The sequence below is a fragment of the Roseateles sp. genome (assembly GCF_965262435.1).
GTDB lineage: Bacteria > Pseudomonadota > Gammaproteobacteria > Burkholderiales > Burkholderiaceae_C > Paucibacter_A.
Window position 1 is genome coordinate 2739118 of sequence record NZ_OZ253537.1, and the last position, 18321, is coordinate 2757438.

Below are 18321 nucleotides of genomic sequence, written 5' to 3' on the forward strand. Positions count from 1 at the left end.
CTAAGAGCTTCTCGGGCGCAGCGCTCCAGGCTTGCGCCGCGCCCAGTGGATGGCCAGGTTCGACAACACCATCACCAGCAGCAAATCGCCCCAAAGCGTGTACCAAAGCCAGGCGTCTTTGGACATCAGGCTGGCCACGGCCGCATTGACCCCGGCCAAGGCCAGGCCCATGGCGCACATGCCGGCCGAGAGCCGGCGCGCGTCGATGTCGCTGTAGACCAGATAGTTCATCACCCGCTTGCCCAGCCAGCGGCCGCTAGCCAGCGCGTCGACGCCGAAGGCGCAGGCCACCAGGCCGCCGATCACGCTGGCCTTGAGCTGCACCAGAAACTCCGACTCGAAGTACCAGGAGAAGCCGGCCGACAGCAGCATCACAACCACGCCGAACAAGGCCATGCCACCGAGCAGATCGACTCGCCGCGCGGGCGGCGCGAAGCGGTTGATCGCCCATTGCAAGGGCAGCAAGGCCAGGCCCGCCGCGGCTGTCACCAGGGCGGCCGTGCGCAGATCACCGAGCTTGCCCATCACGAAGAAAAGCAGGCCGAGCGCAATGTCCACGGCGATGGCGGGCGCCTGGCCCTTGAGGCGCGAAAAATCGGGCGCGCCCGGCGCCGAAGCCTGCCGCTGGCGCTTGGCCATCATGGCCTGCACCCGGGCCAGGTAGGCGAAGGGGTCGGGGTGGGAACGGTAGAGCACCTGGCCTTGGCGCGACACCTTGACGCCGTAGCTGAGCACCGTGCGCGGGCCCAGCTCGAAGAGCAGCGGGCCTTGTGCCGTGTCCACCTGCAGCCGATGCAGGCGATAGGGAGCGCTGCTGTAGTCTTGCCGGTCTTCCAGCGTCTGCCCCTCATGCGTGAGCAGGAGGCGCGAGCTGCGCAGGCCGGTTTCGAGGCGCAGGGCGTAGCGCTGGCCGTCGATGTCGACCGGGTAGTGGTAGGTCCAGATCTTCAAGGTCGGGTGGCGATGTCGGGGTTCAGCGCAAGACCTCGAGCAGGCGATCCAGCCCGCCCGCGTTGATCGCCACCATGGCCTGCTCGCGCACCTTGGGCTTGGCGTGGTACGCCACCGACAGGCCGGCCGCGCCCATCATGGGCAGGTCGTTGGCGCCGTCACCCACGGCGATGCACTGCGCCGGCAGGGCGCCGATCTCGGCCGCGCATTGCTCCAGCATGCGGCGCTTTTCCTCACCGTCGCAGATCTCGCCCCAGGGCTGCATCACGAGCGCGCCGGTCAGTTGGCCGTCCACGATCTCCAGCTCATTGCTGCGCACCCAGTCCATGCCCAGCTCGGCGGCGACATAACGCGTAAAGAAGGTGAAGCCACCCGAGACCAGCAGCAGCTTCAAGCCCGCAGCCTTGAGCGCCGCGCACAGCTCGCGCGCGCCGGGGTTGAACTGCAGGCGTTCCTGCAGCACCTGCTCCAGCGCGCTCACCGGCACGCCTTGCAAGAGCGCCAGGCGGCGGCGCAGGCTGTCCTTGAAATCGCTGATCTCGCCGCGCATGGCGGCTTCGGTGATGGCAGCGACTTCTTCCTTCTTGCCTGCGGCGGCAGCGATCTCGTCGATGCACTCGATATTGATCAGGGTCGAGTCCATGTCGAAGGCGGCGAGGCGGAAATCGCTCAGGCGCAGCGGGGGCGTGAAGCCCTGGGTCACGAGATCTTGCATATCAAAAAACTCAGTCCTGCTTGAGGGGTTGGCCGAGCAGCCTCAGCACTTCGCGGATGGCCTGCGCCCGGTCCTTGGGGTCGCTCAGCGCCTTGTCGATGCGCAGCTTGTCGTTGCCGACCAGCTTGATGCTCTTGTTCTTCTGCACCAGCTCGATCACGCGCATGGCATCGATCGGTGGGTTGGGGCGGAAGTTGATGTTCATGACCATGGGCGCGGCGTCGATCTTGCTGACGCCGTAAGGCTTGGCCAGCACGCGCAGGCGGTGGGTGTCGAACAGGGTCTGGCCTTGCGCCGGCAGCTTGCCGAAGCGGTCGGTGACTTCTTCCAGCAGCTTGTCGATCTGCTCGCTCTTCTCGGCCGTGGCCAGGCGCTTGTAGAGCGAGAGGCGCTGGTGCACATCGCCGCAGTAGGCGTCGGGCAGCAGGGCGGGGGCGTGCAGATTGATCTCGGTGGTGGCGCCCAGGGGCGAGAGCAGATCGGGCTCCTTGCCGGCCTTGAGCGAGCGCACGGCTTCCGACAGCATCTCGTTGTAGAGCTGGAAACCGATTTCCATCATGTTGCCGCTCTGGTGCTCGCCCAGCATTTCGCCGGCACCGCGGATCTCCAGATCGTGCATGGCCAGGTAGAAGCCCGAGCCCAGCTCTTCCATGCCCTGGATGGCGTCCAGGCGCTGGGCGGCCTGCTTGGTCAGGCCTTCCAGATCGGGCACCATCAGGTAGGCATAGGCCTGGTGGTGGGAGCGGCCGACGCGGCCGCGCAGCTGGTGCAGCTGGGCCAGGCCGAACTTGTCGGCGCGGCTGATGATGATGGTGTTGGCGCTGGGCACGTCAATGCCGGTCTCGATGATGGTCGAGCACAGCAGCACATTGTGTTTGCCGCCCACGAACTCGCGCATCACCCGCTCCAGCTCGCGCTCGGGCATCTGGCCGTGGGCGATGATGATGCGGGCCTCGGGCACCAGCTCTTCCAGCTTCTGGCGCCGATTCTCGATGGTCTCGACCTCGTTGTGCAGGAAGTAGACCTGGCCGCCGCGCTTGAGCTCGCGCAGCATGGCCTCGCGGATGGTGCCGCTGGTCTCGCTGCGCACAAAGGTCTTGATGGCCAGGCGGCGCTGCGGCGCGGTGGCAATGACGCTCAAATCGCGCAGACCTTCCAGCGCCATGCCCAGGGTCCGCGGGATCGGCGTGGCGGTCAGCGTCAGCACATCCACCTCGGCCCGCATCGCCTTCATCGCCTCTTTGTGGCGCACACCGAAGCGGTGTTCCTCGTCGATCACCAGCAGGCCGAGCCGTGCGAACTTGCAGTCCGCCGAGAGCAGCTTGTGCGTGCCGACCACGATGTCGATGGTGCCGTCGGCCAGGCCTTCGAGCGCGGCCTTGATTTCCTTGGCCGAGCGGAAGCGGCTCATCTCGGCCACTTTGACCGGCCAGCGGCCGAAGCGGTCGGCGATGTTCTGGTAATGCTGCTCGGCCAGCAAGGTGGTGGGCGCGAGGATGGCGACCTGCTTGCCGCCCATCACCGCGACGAAGGCCGCGCGCAGCGCCACCTCGGTCTTGCCGAAGCCCACATCGCCGCAGACCAGGCGGTCCATGGGCTTGGGACTGATCATGTCCTGGATCACCGCATGGATGGCGGCGCGCTGGTCCGGCGTTTCCTCGAAGCCGAAGCTGGCGGCGAATGCCTCGTAGTCAGGGCCCGAGTAGCGGAAGGCATGGCCCTCGCGGGCGGCGCGGCGGGCGTAGAGATTGAGCAGCTCGGCGGCGGTGTCGCGCACCTGCTCGGCGGCCTTGCGCTTGGCCTTTTCCCATTGGCCCGAGCCCAGGCGGTGCAGCGGCGCTTCTTCCGCTGAAACGCCGGTGTAGCGGCTGATCAGGTGCAGCTGGGCCACCGGCACATAGAGCGTGGCCTTGTCGGCGTATTCCAGATGCAGGAATTCGCTGGCGCCATCGCCGATGTCGATATTGATCAGGCCCTGGTAGCGGCCGATGCCGTGGTTGTTGTGCACCACGGGGTCGCCGACCTTGAGCTCGGACAGATCCTTGATCAGGGCGTTGACGTCGGAGACCTGCTCCTGCTTGCGCCGGCGCCGCGTGGTGGGCGTGGTGGCGAAGAGTTCGGTCTCGGTGAAGATCTGAATCTGGTGACCGCCCTCGGGGTCGTTCCAGAAGAAGCCGGCCGCCAGAGGCGCTGCCGTGATGGCGAACTTTTCCGGGCTGGTCTCGAAATCGGCCAGGCCGCTGACCGAGGGCGGGTCGATCTTGTTGTCGCGCAGCAGCTCCAGCAGGCTCTCGCGCCGGCCTTCGCTTTCGGCCAGCAGCAGCACGCGGTGCGGTGTGCTCAGCAGGTGCGCAGCCAGGCGGGCCAGGGGCTCTTGCGCGCCGCGCTCGACGGACACATCGGGCAGGGGGCGGGCATAGTCCACCGCCTCCTTGCCGCGCACGGCCAGCACCGCGTGGCTGTGAGTCAGGGCGAAGAACTCCTCGCTCTTGAAGTAGATCTCCTCGGGCGGCAGGATGGGCCGCTCGGGGTCGTGCTGAATGAAGCGGTGACGCTCGCGGGTGTCGGTCCAGAAGCGGCCCAGGGCCTCGTCGATCTCGCCGTGCAGGGCCAGCGCGCATTGCTCGCCCAGGAACTCGAAGATGCTGGCCGTCTGCTCGAAGAACAAGGGCAGGTAGTACTCGATGCCGCCGGTGGCGATGCCCTGGCCCATGTCCTTGTAGATGCGCGAGCGGCTCGGGTCGCCCTCCATCTTCTCGCGCCAGCGCGAGCGGAAGGTCTGGCGCGCTGCCTCGTCCATGGGGAACTCGCGGCCCGGCAGCAGGCGCACCGCCGGCACCGGGTAGAGGCTGCGCTGGCTGTCCGGGTCGAAGGTGCGGATGGAATCGACCTCGTCACCGAAGAGGTCGACCCGGTAGGGCACCAGCGAGCCCATGGGGAAGAGGTCGATCAGGCCGCCGCGCACGGCGTACTCGCCCGGCGACACGACTTGCGCCACATGGTTGTAGCCGGCCAGGGTCAGCTGCGATTTGAGGCTGGCTTCGTCCAGGCGCTGTTTTTGCGCGAAGTTGAAGGTGGTGGCGGCCAGGAAGCTGGGCGGGGCCAGGCGGGTCAGCGCCGTGGTGGCGGGCAGCAGCACCACGTCCAGCTCACGCTCGGCGGCCGGCTTGCCGCGGCTTTGCAGCAGCTGCCAGAGCGTGGCCAGGCGCTCGGAGATCAGGTCCTGGTGGGGCGAGAAGGTGTCGTAGGGCAGGGTTTCCCAATCGGGGAACACGCCCACGCGCAGCTCGGGCGCGAAGAACTTGAGCTCGTCCTCCAGGCGCTGGGTGTCGCCCGGCTCGGCGGTGATGATGGCCGTCAGCCGGCCGGCGCCCAGTTGCTGCTGAGCGAAGCGCGCCAGCAGCAGCGCATCGGCCGAGCCCGTGGGTCGGGGCAGGCTGAACTTTTTTCCGGGCTGGATCAGGGGGAACTGCAGGGACGAGGGCATGGCGGGCGCACAAATGAGAGCAGCCCCGAATCGGGGCTAGCGGGATTGTAGGTTTGGCGCCGGGATCGAGCGGCGATCCGAACGATTGGCCCGCTCTCGGTAGCGTGCATTGAAATAATAGAAAAGACAAAAAATCACGCGCAACTGCCGAGTAAAAATGATTAAATTGATTCGTCACTGCATGCAAATCAAACGGACCAGGAGTCAGGCCATGAGCAATTGGAGTCAGAAGTACGGGATTGCCTCGCGCCTGTATGCCTTGGGCCTGGTTTTGGCGGTCGCCTTGAACGGGCTGGCGTGGGTGGCCTATGTCAATTTGTCACGCGTTGATGTGATTGCCGAAACCACCAGCGCCTTGCGAGTTCCTCAGCTGATTCGCATGGGGGATGTGGAGCTCAATGTCACGCGGGTGTCACTGCAACTTCGCCATGCGATGTTGGCCCGTGATCAGGCGGAGTTGCAGCACGCTTTGGCCGATGTGGCGCAGAAGCGCGTGGACATTGACGCCTTGTTGAAGGCATATGAAGCCGACCTGCATACCGCCGTGGGACGCGAGGGCTATGTGCAGCTGACCCAGGAGCTCGGGAACTTCTGGCGCGTCGGCGCCGCCAATGTGGACTTGATCAAGAAAGGTCAGAAAGACGAGGCCTTTGCCTTCTTGAACGAACAGACCATACCGGCTCGGAACTCACTGCTTGCAAGCCTGGCGCAGGCGGTCGAGCATCAAGAGCAGGAGCTCCACGCGGACATCGAGAGCATTCAGGCGCAGGCGCGCCGCACCTGGCAGCTTTTGCTGGCGCTGGTTGCCGCAACGGTGCTGACCCTCGTGCTGTTCTCGACGCATGTGGCGCGCTTGCTCAAGCGACGCGTCGCCCAGTCGCAGAATTTGGCAGAGCGAGTCCGTGATGGCGATTTGAACTCTGTCGAACACGATCCAAGACATGACGAATTCACCCCCTTGCTGGCCGCGCTGGGTGATATGCGCATGGCTCTCAGGCGGGTGGTGGGCGGCGTGCGTGGCAGCGCGGAGAGTGTGTCCACAGCCAGCGTGCAGATCGCCTTCGGCAACCAGGATCTGTCGGCGCGTACCGAACTGCAAGCTTCAGCACTTCAGGAAACAGCGTCCACCATGGACCAGCTGGGGCAAACCGTGCGTCATAACGCCGAGAACGCCCAGCAGGCGAAGAAGTTGGCGGAGAACGCCTCCTCGGTTGCCATGCAGGGCGGCCAGGTGGTCGGTCAGGTGGTCCACACCATGAAGGACATCAATGCGTCCTCGCGCAAGATCTCGGACATCATCGCCGTGATCGACAGCATTGCCTTCCAGACCAATATCCTGGCGCTGAACGCGGCCGTGGAAGCGGCGCGCGCCGGTGAACAGGGCCGCGGCTTTGCCGTGGTGGCCAGCGAGGTGCGCAGCTTGGCGCAGCGCAGCGCCGAAGCGGCCAAGGAGATCAAGAGCTTGATCACCGCCAGCGTCGAGCAGGTCGAGCAAGGCAGCAGCCTGGTTGATCAGGCCGGCCAAACCATGGACGAGATCGTCGGCGCCATCAAGCGAGTGGCCAATATCGTCGGCGAGATCAGCGTCGCCAGCCAGGAGCAGAGCCGCGGCGTCGAGCAGGTGGGCCACGCCATCACGCAGATGGACCAGAGCACGCAGCAGAACGCCGCCCTGGTGGAAGAATCAGCCGCCGCGGCCGAGAGCCTCAAGGGCCAGGCTGCTCAGCTGGTGCAAGCCATGGCGGTGTTCAAGCTGCAGCAGCGCTGAGCGCGCTGCGCTTCAGGCCGGCGCGCTGCGCCGCTGCACCCGAATCACCGCCTCGCTGGCGCTGCCATCGCTGGCCAGCGCCCGAGCGCGCAGCTGGCCACAGCCGCCGTCGACATCCTGGCCGGCCGAGTCACGCAGCTTGGTCAACACACCGCGTTGGTGCAGGGCGCGGGCAATGCCCTCGGCCTTGTCCCAGCTGGGCCGGGTGAAGGGTAACTCGGGCACGCTGTTGTAGGGAATCATGTTGAGGATGGCGTACTTGCCATGCAGCAGGCGGACGATGCCGTCCAATTCCTCGGCCGTGTCATTGATGCCGTCCAGCAGGGTCCACTGGTACTGGATCGGGTAGCCGGTCTGGCGCGCGTAGTCTTCGCCCAGCTCGACCAGCTCCTCGGGCGTCAGCCGCGGCGCGCGCGGCAGCAGGCGCTCGCGCAAATCGGCGCGGCTGGTGTGCAGGGACAAAGCCAGGGCCGGCTTGACCGGGCCCAGGGGCAGACGCTCGAACACGCGCGGGTCGCCCACAGTCGAGAACACCAGGCTCTTGTGGCCGATATTGCCTTCCAAGCCCAGCAGCTCGATCGCCTCCATCACATGCTCGAGGTTGTGGGCCGGCTCGCCCATGCCCATGAACACGACCTTCTTGACCGGCCGCAGGCTGCGCGCCAGGGCCACTTGCGCAATGATCTCGGCGCTCGTCACCTGGCGGATCAGGCCCTCGCGCCCGGTCATGCAGAACTGGCAGCCGACCGCGCAGCCGACCTGGCTGGACACGCACAAGCCATCGCGCGGCAGCAGCACGCTTTCCACCGTCATGCCGTCGCGCAAAGCCAGCAGCAGGCGGGCCGAGCCGTCTTCGCCGGGGTGGCTGGAGACAAGCCGGGTCAGGCCTTGCAGCTCGGCGTCCAGCGTTTCCAGGCCTTCACGCAAGGCCAGGGGCAGGAAGTTCTCGGGCTTGCGTCGACTGCGCTCATGCGGGCGCGCCCGCACCCAGTCACGCAGGAGGCGGAGTTCATGGGGCGGCTTGGCGCCCAGGGCGCGCAGGCGCTGGCGGATGTCTTCGATGCGCATGGGGCGGCGATTGTCGCTCAGGGCCGTCACGGCGCAGAGGGCCGAGCCGTGCGTCCGGGTTCAGCGCCGAAACTCTGCGCGCGGCGAGCGCGTGCCGCTTGGCGCCTGGAACATCAGGCCGACGTGGATGATGTCACCCTCGTGCCCGATCTTCGGGCGCTGGTAGCCGGGCAGGATGCAGTCGCTGTCCTGTGGGTCTTCGGGGTCATTCTGGCTCAGCGGCCTCATATAGGGCTCCTGTCCCGCTCCGCCGTCCATGCTCAGATACACACGGCTGCGCGGGATCGCGGCGCTGGGGTCCAGGCCGCGGGGACGGAAGCCGATCCGAAATTCCTCGGCCTCGCTGCCCTCCGCCGTGGGCCTGGTCGCCGGGGAATGCGCCGGGGAATGCGCCGGGAAGTGCGTCGGGAAGTGCGCCGCCTTGTGGTTCTGTCCGTAAGCGTCACGCCAGTGCAAGCGAAGCTGGGGTGTGGGCTCTTGCGATGACCACATCAGATGCAGATCGCCACCCCGGGTACAAAACTGCGGGTGGCTGACGCCTGCGCTGGGGTACCAGGGCCCGGCCACACGTTGGTCGATGCTGAGCAGGCGCAGGCCTTCGGGCGCGATCAGGCTTTGAGTCCAGACCAGGCCGACCCCGGGCATTCGGTAGAGCTTGGGCGGCAGCACCCGATGAGGCAGCGGCGATTCGTCGGGCGCTTGCTGAGGGCTGGCACTGAGCCGGCGCGCTTCCTTGGCGATCTCCATTTCCACCATCTGCGCGGCCATCAGGGGCAGACCGAGCAGCAGCACCAGCCCGAGCAAGGCCATCACCAGCGATTCCAGCCAGCTCATTGGCGGCCGCAGCCGCCGCCCCAGCCACGCATGGCTGCCGAACCACAGGCCCGGGCCGACGGTCAGCAAGAGCAGGTAGAACACGCCCAGGGCCATGGGCCCGGACACCGCCCGCGCGGGCAGCCAGACCACAGCGAAGCACAGCGGCGCCATCAGCAGGGACAGCAGGCGCAGCTTCAGCCAACTTCCCGCCTTGGCCCGGCGGCGGAAATACAGCAGCTCCAGCAGCAGGGGGGCCAGCAAAGCCAGGCCGAAGCCGACCGCACCTTGCCACCACAGCGCCCGGCGATCCGGCGCCATGGCCAGCCAGGTCTCTTGCATCTGTGCGAATTCCATGGACTCCCCCTTCGCCCAAGCTGTGGGCACCCAGTCTAGGCCGGCTGAGGCAGGCTCAAACGCACTTCCAGACCGCCACCCTCGCGGTTGCTCAGGCCGACGCGGCCGCCGTGCGCCTCGGCGATCTCGCGCGCCAGGGCCAGGCCGAGCCCGGTGCCACCCTGCTGGCCGCCGCTGCGCTTGGTCGAATAAAAGGGCAGCAAGGCCTGGGCCAGCACCGCTTCGCTCATGCCGCTGCCGCGGTCGCTGACGCTGAAGCAGAGTTCGCCGGCCCGCCATTGCACGGCCAGGCTGACCTCCTCGGCCGGGCCGCCGGCTTCCTGCGCGTTCTTGAGCAGATTGAGCAGGGCCTGGGCGATCTGGCCGGCGTCGAAACGGGCGGCTTGCGTCGGCGCCTCGCCGTCCAGGCGGTAGGGCTGCTGGGCCAGCAGGCCACCCAGAAAGCTCGGCCAGTCCACCGCCTGCCACTGCGGTGCCGGCAGTTTGGCGAACTCGGCATAGGCGGCCAGAAAGCTGTGCAGATGGCGCGAACGCTCGCCGATATTGCGGAACACCGCCTCCAGGCGCTCGATCTGGCCGCGCCGCGCCAGTTCGGCGCCGCTGTGGGCAAAAGAGGAGATCGGCGCCAGCGAATTGTTGAGCTCGTGGCTGATGACGCGGATCACCCGTTTCCAGCTCGCCACCTCCTGGCGCGAGAGTTCGCGCGTCATGCGCCGCAGCAGCAGCAGGCGCTGCGGCTGGCCTTGCAGCTGCAGGCGGCGCTGGGAGAGGTGGAAAAGCTCGTCCTGCCCGCCCTCGCTCATGGCAAACACCTGGTCCTGTTCGCTGGCCAGAGCCTGGCGCAAGCTCTCGGGTGCCTCGCACAGCAGCTCGGCCAGGCTGCGGCCAGCGAGGCTGCGCCCCTGGTCCAGCAGCTGGCGGGCGGCGATATTGGCATAACTGACCCGGCCCTCGGGCTCGCTGAGCAGCAGCAGGGCCAGCGGCGTGTTCTGCACCACCGTGTCCAGCAGCAGCTCGCGCCGGGCCAGCTGCTGGCGCTGCTCGCGCAGGGCCAAGCCCAGTTCCTGGTGGGCGCGCAGCAAGGCCGCCAATTCCTTGCCGCCCAGGCGGCCCATGCCGCCGGCAGCGATCGACATGCTGAAGTCGCCATCTCGGTAGTTCAGCACCGCGCCCTCGAGCGCGCGCAGCAGGCGGCGCAGCGGCGCGAGCAGCACGCCGCTCAGCCAGAGCAGGGGCAGCAGCACGAGGGCCAGGCTGGCGAGCGGCAGCTGCCACCGGGCCACCGCCGCCTGGGCCGCCATGCCGAGCAAGGCGGCCACGAGCAAGGCCAGGAAGAGACGCAGATGCATGGTGAGGCGTGCTCGGACTCAGAGCGGGTCGGCGATGCCGTAACGCTCCATCCGCCGGTACAAAGCCTGACGCGACAGACCCAGGGCCTGGGCGGCCCGACTGACCACGCCGCCACTGGCGTTCAGTGCGGCCTGCACCGCAGCGCGGCTGGGCTCATCGAGATTGCGGTGGTTGGCATTGGCGCCTGGGCCCACAGCTGATACTTGCGCGCTGAGCAGGCCCAGGTCGGCCGGCTGGATCAGGCCCTCGCGGCAGAGCAGGGCCGCGCGCGCCATGGCGTTCTTGAGCTCGCGCACATTGCCCGGCCAGGGGTGGGCGAGCAGGGCGGCGCGGCTGGCCTCGCTGAGTTGGGGTCGCAGGCCCTTGGCGGTCTGCGCCGCCGCCAGGAAATGCTCGGCCAGAGGCAGGATGTCCTCGCGCCGCTGGGCCAGGGGTGCCAGGCGCAGCTCGATCACATTGAGGCGGTAGAACAGGTCTTCGCGAAAGCTGCCGGCCGCCACCATGGCTTGCAGATCGGCATTGGTGGCCGAGAGCACGCGCACCCGGGTTTCGCGCGTGCGGTTGGAGCCCAGGCGCTCGAAGCGGCCGGTCTCCAGCACGCGCAGCAGCTTGATCTGGCCGGCCAGGGGCAGGTTGCCGATTTCATCCAGGAACAAGGTGCCACCATCGGCCGCCTCAAAGCGGCCCTCGCGCGCTTTGTTGGCGCCGGTGTAGGCGCCGCTCTCGGCGCCAAACAGTTCGGCTTCGAGCAAGTCGCCGGGCAGGGCACCGCAGTTGAGTGCGATGAAGGGCCCACCAGCCACCGCCGAGTTGGCATGGACGATGGCGGCAATGCGCTCTTTGCCGCTGCCGTTCGGCCCGGTGATCAGCACTGGCAGCGGTGCGCGGGCAACCTGGCAAGCAGTCTCCAGCGTCGCCAGCATGGCGTCGGAGCGGCAGACCAGGTCATCGAGGCGATAGCGCTGATGCAGCTGTTCCAGGCGCTGGCTGCGTGCCTGGCGGCTGAGCTGCAGCTCGCGCGTGGATTCCGACAGCTCCAGCAGGTTTTCCACCGTGGCCAGCAGCTTGTGGTCGTCCCAGGGTTTGGCCAGGTAGTCGGCGGCGCCGGCCTTGACCAGGGCCACGGCCTGCTCCAACTGGGTCCAGGCGGTCAGCAGGATCACAGGCAGGTCGGGGTGGGCCGCACGCACGCGCTGGAACAGGGCCCGGCCTTCCTCGCCCGAGGTGGTGTCGGCGCTGAAGTTCATGTCCTGGATCAGCAGGTCAACTTCGTTACGTGCGAGCAGCTCCAGGCCTTGCTCGGGGCTGGGCGCGTAGAGGGCGCGGATGTCGTGCAGCGAGAGCAGCAGGCTCAGTGCCTCGCCCACGCCCGGGTTGTCGTCAATGATCAGAATCGTTCGCATGGCGGGGCGGAGCATAGCCCGGGGGGAGGGGGGGACAGGTGAATGTGTGAACGGGTGAACAGGTGAGCGGAAGGGGGCGATCCATTCACGGGTTCCCCTGTTCACTTGTTCACCGGTATTCCACCCTCATGCCGCACGCAGCGCCGCCACCGGCGGCAGAGCGGCCGCGCGGCGGGCCGGGCCGAGCACGGCCAGCTGGCCCAGGGCCCAAAGCGTGAGCGCACCCACCGGCAGGTAGTAGGCCGGCAGCAAGGGCAGCTCGTAGCTGCGCATCAGCGCCAGATTGATGCCGTAGGCCGCGGCCATGCCCAGGCCGATGCCGAGCGTGGACAGCAGGAAGTTCTCGAGCTGGAAGTAGCGCAGGATCTGGCCTCGCGTGGCGCCCAGGGCGCGGCGCGTGCCAATCATGCGCGTGCGCTGTTGCACCCAGAAGCTGGCCAGACCGACGATGCCCAAAGCGGTGACCAGCAACAGGGCCACACAGACGCCGCCAAGCAACCAGATCATGGCGCGGTCCTGCGCGTAGTAGGCGCTGCGCATCTCTGCCAGGGTCTTGGCCTCGCGCACGATGCGGCGGCCGCCGATGCGTTCCAGCGCCGGGGCGACGGCCTTGAGCACTGCCTCGCGCTGCGCCGGGTCCACCCGCAGCACGTAGTAGCCGCCGCGGAAGCTGTTGCGCAGCGGCAGCAGCATGCCGTACTGGCCCGCGCCTTCGGCTGCGTCCGGGCCCTTCGCGTCCCGGCCGGGATGGACATTGCCCAGCGTCTGCACGACACCGATCACCTCGATCGGCGTATCGCCGAAGACATAGACCTGCCGGCCCAGGGCGGAACTGTCGGGGAACAGTCGCTTGGCCAGGGCCTGGCTGAGCACGATCTGGCGCGGCCGCGGCGGGTTTTCGCCGGGGCCGTTGAAGGCGTTGTCGAGCACGATTTCTTCGGTGCGGAAGTTGCGGCCCTCGACCAGCTTCAGGCCCAGGGTCGTCAGGCCATGCTCGTCAACCGAGTGCTGCGGCACGCCGAGGCTGCTGCCCTCTCGGTTGGGTTGCAGGCGCACGCCGCTGAAGGTGTTGCTGTTGCCGTACATCACTTGGTTGCTGATGCTGGCATCGCGCACGCCGGGCAGGGCGCGCAGGGCCTGCAGGTCCTGGCTGGTGATCTCATCGACATTGCCAGCCGCGCCAATGCCGCTAACCCGCAGGGTGACCAGCTCGGATTCGGCCTGGCCGCTGTCGACCTGGATGCGCTCCAGGCGTTGGTGGATCAGGTGCAGGGCATTGCAGACGATGGCGCAGCTCAAGGCCACTTCGAGCACGATCAAGCCGGCGGCCGTCTTGTGGCGGCGCAGGGTGGAGAGGATGGGCATCAGTTCCATGGATCGAAACCTCACTGTGTTTTCAGTTGTCGGGCGGGGCTGACACCGGCGGCATGCCAAGCCGGCAGCAGACCAGCGGTGAGGCTGGCCAGCAGGGCCAGGCCCAGGGTCAAGGCCAACATGGGCCAGTCCATCTCGGCGAAGCGGGCATAGGGCGCCGGGCTCAGCCGCACCAGCCACAGCCCCAAGGCCGCCAGGGCCAGGCCCAGCAGGCCGCCGATCAGGCCCAGCACCCCGGCCTCGACCAGGAACTGCTGGAAGATGGCGCGGCGGGTGGCGCCCAGGGCGCGGCGCACGCCGATTTCGGCCGAGCGACGCAGGCTCTTGGCCAACAGCAGGCCCACGGTGTTGGTCAGGCAGACCAGCAAGAAGCCAAAGGCCAGCCAGACCTGCAGCCGCACATCGTTGGGCAGCACCTGCTGCTGCTCCAGCCAGTCCATCACCGGGCGCAGGCGCACATTGCTCGGCCGCTCAAAACGCCCGGCGCGGCGCTGCTCCTCGGAGTACTGCTGCAGGTAGCGACGGTAGTCCTCGGCTTGCGAGGCCGACTCCAGCTCGACCCAATACTGCAGCCAGGCGCAGGGCACGTTCAGGTCGCGCGGATTCTTGCCGTCCAGATCGCCCCAGCAATTGAAATTGCCGGAGGCGCCCATGTTCAGGCGCAAGGAGGTCGAGATCGGTGCGAAGACCTCGGCCGGCAGGTTGTAGGAGCCCAGGGTCAGGTCGAAATAGTGCGGTACCGGCCGCCAAGGCTTGAGCACGCCGACGACGCGGAAACCTTGCTCGCGCAGGCGGATCTCGCGGCCCACGCTGTTGACGCCACCGAACAGCTTTTCGTTCAGACTGTGTGAGATCACCACCACCCGGGCGTCGGCCTGGTCGGCGGCTCCGTCCCAGCCGCTGCCGTACAGGAACGGTGCGTCGAACATGGTGAAGAAGTCGGCGCTGGTCCAGCGTGCCGAGGCGATAAAGGGTTGGAGCGCGGGGTCTTCCGGCAGCACCGCCGTCTGTGCGCCCGTCATCATGACCTGGCGCTTGCCCTTTTTGGCCCGCAGCAAGGCCTCGGCATCGAAGCGGGTCAGCTGCAGCGTCGGTTCGTCGCCGGGCTTGAAGCTGGGGTCGCTCCGCTCGGCGTCCAGCTGCACATTGAACAGCCGATCGCTCTTGCCCGGAATCGGGTCGCCGCCCAGCACATGGAAGACCGTCAGCGTGGTCATGCAGGCACCGATGCCCAGGCCCAGGGCCAGGATCATCAGCAGGCTCAGGCCTCGTGAGGCGCGGAAGCTGCGCAGGGCGAGGTCCAGGTAGTAGCCCAGCATATTCATCATCAGGAGTTCTCCTTGGCGCTGCTGGCTTTGCCAGGCGCTTGCAGCAGTTGATTGACGGCGGCCAGGCTGGCCTCGTTGAGCTGACCGGCGGCTTGTTGCAAAAGCACGGTGGCCAGCACATGGCGATGACGCGCCTGTTCATGGGCGCCTTGCGCGGCGGTCTGCGACTGAATCGCCAGCAGCAGGTCGGTCATGCTGCGGGTGCCCAGGGCTTGGCCTGCGCGGGTGGCGGCCAGGGCCTCGTTGGCGGCCTGCACGGCCGCGGCGGTGCTGTCCAGGAGCTGGGCGCTGAAGTGCACGGCCTGGTACTGGGCCTGGGTTTCGCGCTGCAGGGCGCGGCGCGCTTGCTCCAGCTGCTCGCGCTGAGCGTCGCGCTGGTGAACGGCGCGCTGACTCTGCGCCCGGGTGGCGCCGCCGGTCAGCAGCGGGATGGTCAGGCGCAGGGCCACGGTGTGCTCATTGCGGCCCTCCAGCGCCACCGGCACGGCCGCGCCCTGCAGGCGCTGGCTGTCCAGGCCCAGGCTCAGGCTGGGCAGATGGGCGGCGCGGCTGGCGGCGATGCGGTCTTCGCTGGCTTGCAGGCGCAGGGTTTCGGCGCGCAGGGCCGGGTTCTGGCGCAGGGCTTGCTCGACCCAAGCTTCGCGCGAGGCCGGCTGCGGGGGCTGGGCTTGCAGCTCGGGGCTCAGTCCTTGCAGGGTGGCCGGGGCCTGGCCGGTGATTTCGGCCAGGGCGGCGCGGGCGTCTTCCAAGGCCTCCAATGCGTGCAGGCTGTTGCCGCGCGAGAGCTGGTGGTAAGTGCGCGCCTGTTCGACATCGACTGCGGCTGACAAGCCCGCCTCGAAGCGCTTCTGTGCTTGCCCCACCTGGCCGGCAAAGGCCGCCTCATTGGCCTGCGCATTGCGCAGGGCGGCCTGGGCCGAGAGCACGCCGAAGTAGGCGCTGGCGACCCGGGCGCAAAGGGCTTGCTCGGCCGCCTGCAGCTGGGCCTCCTCGGCCGAGAGCAGGCGGCTTTCGGCGTCCCATTCGCGCAGACGGCTGAGGTCGAACAGCGCCTGGCTGATGCGGCTGCTCAGCTGCTGTTGGTGGGCACCGCCGGGCTGGCGCCTGGCGGCCAGCTCCAAGCTCCACTGCGGCAGCAAGGCAGCGCGGGCCTGGGCCACGCTTTGCTGTTGCACGCCGCGCAAGGCCTGGGCCTGGGCGAGGCGCGGGTCGGCGGCGTGGGCCTGGGCGTAGACCTGGAGCAGGTCCTGGCTCGCCTCGGCCCGCACCGAGCCGGCCAAGCCCAGGCCCATGCTCACAAGCGCCGCGGCGGCCAGCCGGCGCCAGGTCGGGTGTGATCGCTTCATCGTGTGGCTCACTGCGCTGCGTGCTCGGTGCTCTGGCCATGCAGCAGCTGCGGGTCCAGGCGCAGCTCGGCCGCCAGGTCGACCACCTGGCCGTCGATCACATGGACATTGCGCTGCGCGCGCGCGGCCAGCTGCATGTCATGGGTGACCATGACGATGGTGGCGCCGTCGCGGTGCAGCTCTTCCAGCAGATCCATCACGCTGCGCGCCATGCTGCTGTCGAGGTTGCCGGTGGGTTCGTCAGCCAGCAAGAGCTTGGGTTCACCGGCCAGGGCGCGAGCGATGGCCACGCGCTGTTGCTGGCCCCCGGACAGCTCGGCCGGGTAATGCTTGGCGCGTGCCGACAGGCCCACGCGGGCCAAGGCTTCGGTGGCACGCTTTTTACGTTCGGCCGCGCCCATGCCGCGGTAGCGCAGCGGCACCTCGATGTTGTCGAGCACGTTCAGATCGGGGATCAGATTGAAGGCCTGAAAGATGAAACCGATCTTCTGGTTGCGGATGCGCGAGCGGGCGTCGTCGTCCATGGCGCTGACGTCTACGCCGTCCAGCTCGTAGCGGCCGCCGCTGAAGGCTTCCAGCAGGCCGGCGATGGTCAAAAACGTGGTCTTGCCCGAGCCCGAGGGCCCGGTCACGGCGACAAACTCACCGGCCTTGACCTCGAGGTTGAAGTTGCGCAGGGCATAGGTCTCGACCATTTCGGTGCGGTAGACCTTGGCGAGCGATTGCATCTTGAGCATGGGTGGGTACCGGTTGGGTGTGAATGGGTGTGGGGCGGATGAGTGAACAGGTGAACGGGTGAACAGGTGAACAGGTGAACAGGTGAACAGGTGAACAGGTGAACAGGTGGTGGCAGGGGAGTGATTCACTTGTTCACTCGTTCACCGGTTCACCCAAGAGTTCAACTACTCACTCACCGTCCCCCGTTCTTTGCCTTGAAAGAGTTCGCCGCCGTTGCTGACGATCTGCTCGCCGGCTTGCAGGCCTTCCAGCACTTCGATGCGTGCCAGGCTCTGGGCACCAAGGCGGATGGCGCGGCGCTGCACCTGGCCGTCTTTCAACACGTAGACAAAGCGGCCGCCGCCTTCGTCGACAAAGCTGCCGCGGGCGACGCTGAGCACGCGTGCGCGCTGGTCCAGCTGCACACGCACCGAGAGGCGCTGGTTCTGGCGCAGCTGCTCGGGCCGCTGGCCCTCGAAGCGCAGACGCGCCGCCACTTCGTTGTTGACCACCTCGGGCGAGATCGAGCTGACCACGCCCTTCCATTGCTGGCCATTGCCCTCGATGGTGCCGGGCATGCCGGGCTGCAGCTCGCGGGCAAAGCTTTCGGCCACCTGCATCTGAACTTCCAGCGCGCTCAGGTCGACCACCGAAAGCAATTTGCCGTCCTTGGCCGTGCTGGCCCGGTCGGTGATGAAGAGCTGGCCGACCTGGCCGTCCACGGGCGAGCGCACGGCCAATTCCTCGACCTGGCGGCTCAGGTCCTGCACATTCAGCTGCTGGCGCTCGAAGGCCTGTCGCTTGGCCTGCAGTTCGAACTTGCTCGCCTCGTCCTTGAGGTCCAGCAGGCCGCGGGCCTGGCGCAGGGCCACCTCGGCGCGGGCCAGGGCGTCCTGTGCCTGGTCCACCTGCATGCGCGCGGTGGCGCCGGCCTCGAAGGCCTGGGTCTGGCGCCTGAGCTCGTTGCGCGCGCTTTGCTGGGCGATGGTGGCGGTTTCCAGATTGCTCTGGCTTTGGGCGCGCTGTTGGCGGGCGTCGGCTTCGGCGCGCAGCCATTCGCTCTTCAGCGCATCAGCATTTGATCGCTCCTGGGCCAGGCGGGCGGCCAGCTCGGGGCTTGCGATGCGGGCCAGGATCTGGCCCTGCTTGACCGGGTCGCCGGCCTGCACCGCCAGGCTGACACTGCCAGCATTGCCGGCGTAGAGCGTGGGGCTGACGGCGGCCACCACCTTGCCCTCGCCGCTGACTTCACGCGTCAGCGGGCCCCACTCGGCGGTGGACAGGCTCAGACGCGCGAGCTTCACCGAAGACGCGCCGCTGCCGCCGACCTGCTCGCGCAGCTTGGGCACGGTATAGCCCAGGGCCAGCACGGCGGCCAGGCCGATGCCGGCCAGCAGCCAGCGTCGGGCCCGGGTGTTGCGGCCCGGGCTGAGGATCTGGTCTTGTGCGGAAGTGTCTCGGATCATGGGGTCTGGCTCTCGCTGAAGCGGTTTTGCTCAGAACGTTCGCAAGCCCCGTGCCAGCTGGCGTCCGAGAGCCGGCGCCTTGTGAATCAAGCACTTGAAGGTGTGGACGCGGCGGCGGCAGTGTCCGCGGACAGTGAGGTGGACAGACGCGTGGACAGTCCGCCGGACAGGGTGACCC

The 18321-nt window shown here is 67.7% G+C and carries 13 protein-coding genes; 1 reads left to right on the plus strand and 12 read right to left on the minus strand.

Annotated features, from left to right (window positions below):
* The 3 genes from ACQY39_RS11735 to mfd are packed head-to-tail and all read right to left on the minus strand — an operon-like array spanning position 1 to position 5153.
* Positions 1–951, minus strand: a complete 951-nt coding sequence (locus ACQY39_RS11735; RefSeq protein ID WP_428506394.1) for a septation protein IspZ — start codon at positions 949–951, stop codon at positions 1–3.
* A gap of 22 nt (positions 952–973) precedes the next feature.
* The gene (gene serB, locus ACQY39_RS11740; protein ID WP_428506396.1) at positions 974–1666 is read right to left on the minus strand and encodes a phosphoserine phosphatase SerB; all 693 of its coding nucleotides are present in this window, start codon (positions 1664–1666) and stop codon (positions 974–976) included.
* 10 nt (positions 1667–1676) lie between these two features.
* Entirely contained in the window at positions 1677–5153 is a 3477-nt protein-coding gene (mfd, locus tag ACQY39_RS11745) for a transcription-repair coupling factor (RefSeq protein WP_428506398.1), read from the minus strand.
* 211 nt (positions 5154–5364) lie between these two features.
* Here mfd and ACQY39_RS11750 point away from each other — a divergent pair, with 211 nt between their 5' ends.
* On the plus strand, positions 5365–6921 hold the full coding sequence (locus ACQY39_RS11750; protein WP_428506400.1) for a methyl-accepting chemotaxis protein: 1557 nt from the start codon (positions 5365–5367) through the stop codon (positions 6919–6921).
* A gap of 12 nt (positions 6922–6933) precedes the next feature.
* Here ACQY39_RS11750 and ACQY39_RS11755 read toward each other — a convergent pair whose 3' ends face one another.
* From ACQY39_RS11755 to ACQY39_RS11795, 9 genes are all read right to left on the minus strand, one after another.
* Positions 6934–7989 carry an RNA methyltransferase gene (locus tag ACQY39_RS11755; RefSeq protein ID WP_428506402.1) on the minus strand — a complete coding sequence of 352 codons (1056 nt, stop codon included), beginning with the start codon at positions 7987–7989 and terminating at the stop codon, positions 6934–6936.
* Positions 7990–8049: 60 nt separating this feature from the next.
* Positions 8050–9159 (minus strand): hypothetical protein, encoded by a 1110-nt coding sequence (locus ACQY39_RS11760; RefSeq protein ID WP_428506404.1) that lies wholly within the window; start codon positions 9157–9159, stop codon positions 8050–8052.
* A 35-nt stretch (positions 9160–9194) separates the two neighbouring features.
* On the minus strand, positions 9195–10508 hold the full coding sequence (locus ACQY39_RS11765; RefSeq protein WP_428506406.1) for a sensor histidine kinase: 1314 nt from the start codon (positions 10506–10508) through the stop codon (positions 9195–9197).
* 18 nt (positions 10509–10526) lie between these two features.
* Positions 10527–11912: a sigma-54-dependent transcriptional regulator gene (locus tag ACQY39_RS11770; protein ID WP_428506408.1), complete on the minus strand. Its 1386-nt coding sequence runs from the start codon at positions 11910–11912 to the stop codon at positions 10527–10529.
* A gap of 126 nt (positions 11913–12038) precedes the next feature.
* Entirely contained in the window at positions 12039–13286 is a 1248-nt protein-coding gene (locus ACQY39_RS11775; RefSeq protein WP_428506410.1) for an ABC transporter permease, read from the minus strand.
* 11 nt (positions 13287–13297) lie between these two features.
* On the minus strand, positions 13298–14614 hold the full coding sequence (locus ACQY39_RS11780) for an ABC transporter permease (RefSeq protein WP_428506412.1): 1317 nt from the start codon (positions 14612–14614) through the stop codon (positions 13298–13300).
* Positions 14614–15960: a TolC family outer membrane protein gene (locus ACQY39_RS11785; protein ID WP_428506414.1), complete on the minus strand. Its 1347-nt coding sequence runs from the start codon at positions 15958–15960 to the stop codon at positions 14614–14616. The genes ACQY39_RS11780 and ACQY39_RS11785 overlap by 1 nt, the downstream gene beginning before the upstream one ends.
* Positions 15961–15968: 8 nt before the next feature.
* Positions 15969–16697, minus strand: a complete 729-nt coding sequence (locus ACQY39_RS11790; protein WP_263519220.1) for an ABC transporter ATP-binding protein — start codon at positions 16695–16697, stop codon at positions 15969–15971.
* A 165-nt stretch (positions 16698–16862) separates the two neighbouring features.
* Positions 16863–18143 (minus strand): efflux RND transporter periplasmic adaptor subunit, encoded by a 1281-nt coding sequence (locus ACQY39_RS11795; protein WP_428506417.1) that lies wholly within the window; start codon positions 18141–18143, stop codon positions 16863–16865.
* Between the last annotated feature and the right edge of the window lie 178 nt (positions 18144–18321).

Excerpts from the sequence above, each read along its gene's own strand:
- ACQY39_RS11755 (WP_428506402.1), bottom strand. The coding sequence starts at position 7,989 with ATGCGCATCGAAGACATCCGCCAGCGCCTGCGCGCCCTGGGCGCCAAG.
- ACQY39_RS11765 (WP_428506406.1), bottom strand. The coding sequence starts at position 10,508 with ATGCATCTGCGTCTCTTCCTGGCCTTGCTCGTGGCCGCCTTGCTCGGC.
- ACQY39_RS11790 (WP_263519220.1), bottom strand. The coding sequence starts at position 16,697 with ATGCTCAAGATGCAATCGCTCGCCAAGGTCTACCGCACCGAAATGGTC.
- ACQY39_RS11785 (WP_428506414.1), bottom strand. The coding sequence starts at position 15,960 with ATGAAGCGATCACACCCGACCTGGCGCCGGCTGGCCGCCGCGGCGCTT.
- ACQY39_RS11775 (WP_428506410.1), bottom strand. The coding sequence starts at position 13,286 with ATGGAACTGATGCCCATCCTCTCCACCCTGCGCCGCCACAAGACGGCC.
- ACQY39_RS11760 (WP_428506404.1), bottom strand. The coding sequence starts at position 9,159 with ATGGAATTCGCACAGATGCAAGAGACCTGGCTGGCCATGGCGCCGGAT.
- serB (WP_428506396.1), bottom strand. The coding sequence starts at position 1,666 with ATGCAAGATCTCGTGACCCAGGGCTTCACGCCCCCGCTGCGCCTGAGC.
- ACQY39_RS11795 (WP_428506417.1), bottom strand. The coding sequence starts at position 18,143 with ATGATCCGAGACACTTCCGCACAAGACCAGATCCTCAGCCCGGGCCGC.
- ACQY39_RS11780 (WP_428506412.1), bottom strand. The coding sequence starts at position 14,614 with ATGATGAATATGCTGGGCTACTACCTGGACCTCGCCCTGCGCAGCTTC.
- ACQY39_RS11770 (WP_428506408.1), bottom strand. The coding sequence starts at position 11,912 with ATGCGAACGATTCTGATCATTGACGACAACCCGGGCGTGGGCGAGGCA.
- mfd (WP_428506398.1), bottom strand. The coding sequence starts at position 5,153 with ATGCCCTCGTCCCTGCAGTTCCCCCTGATCCAGCCCGGAAAAAAGTTC.
- ACQY39_RS11750 (WP_428506400.1), top strand. The coding sequence starts at position 5,365 with ATGAGCAATTGGAGTCAGAAGTACGGGATTGCCTCGCGCCTGTATGCC.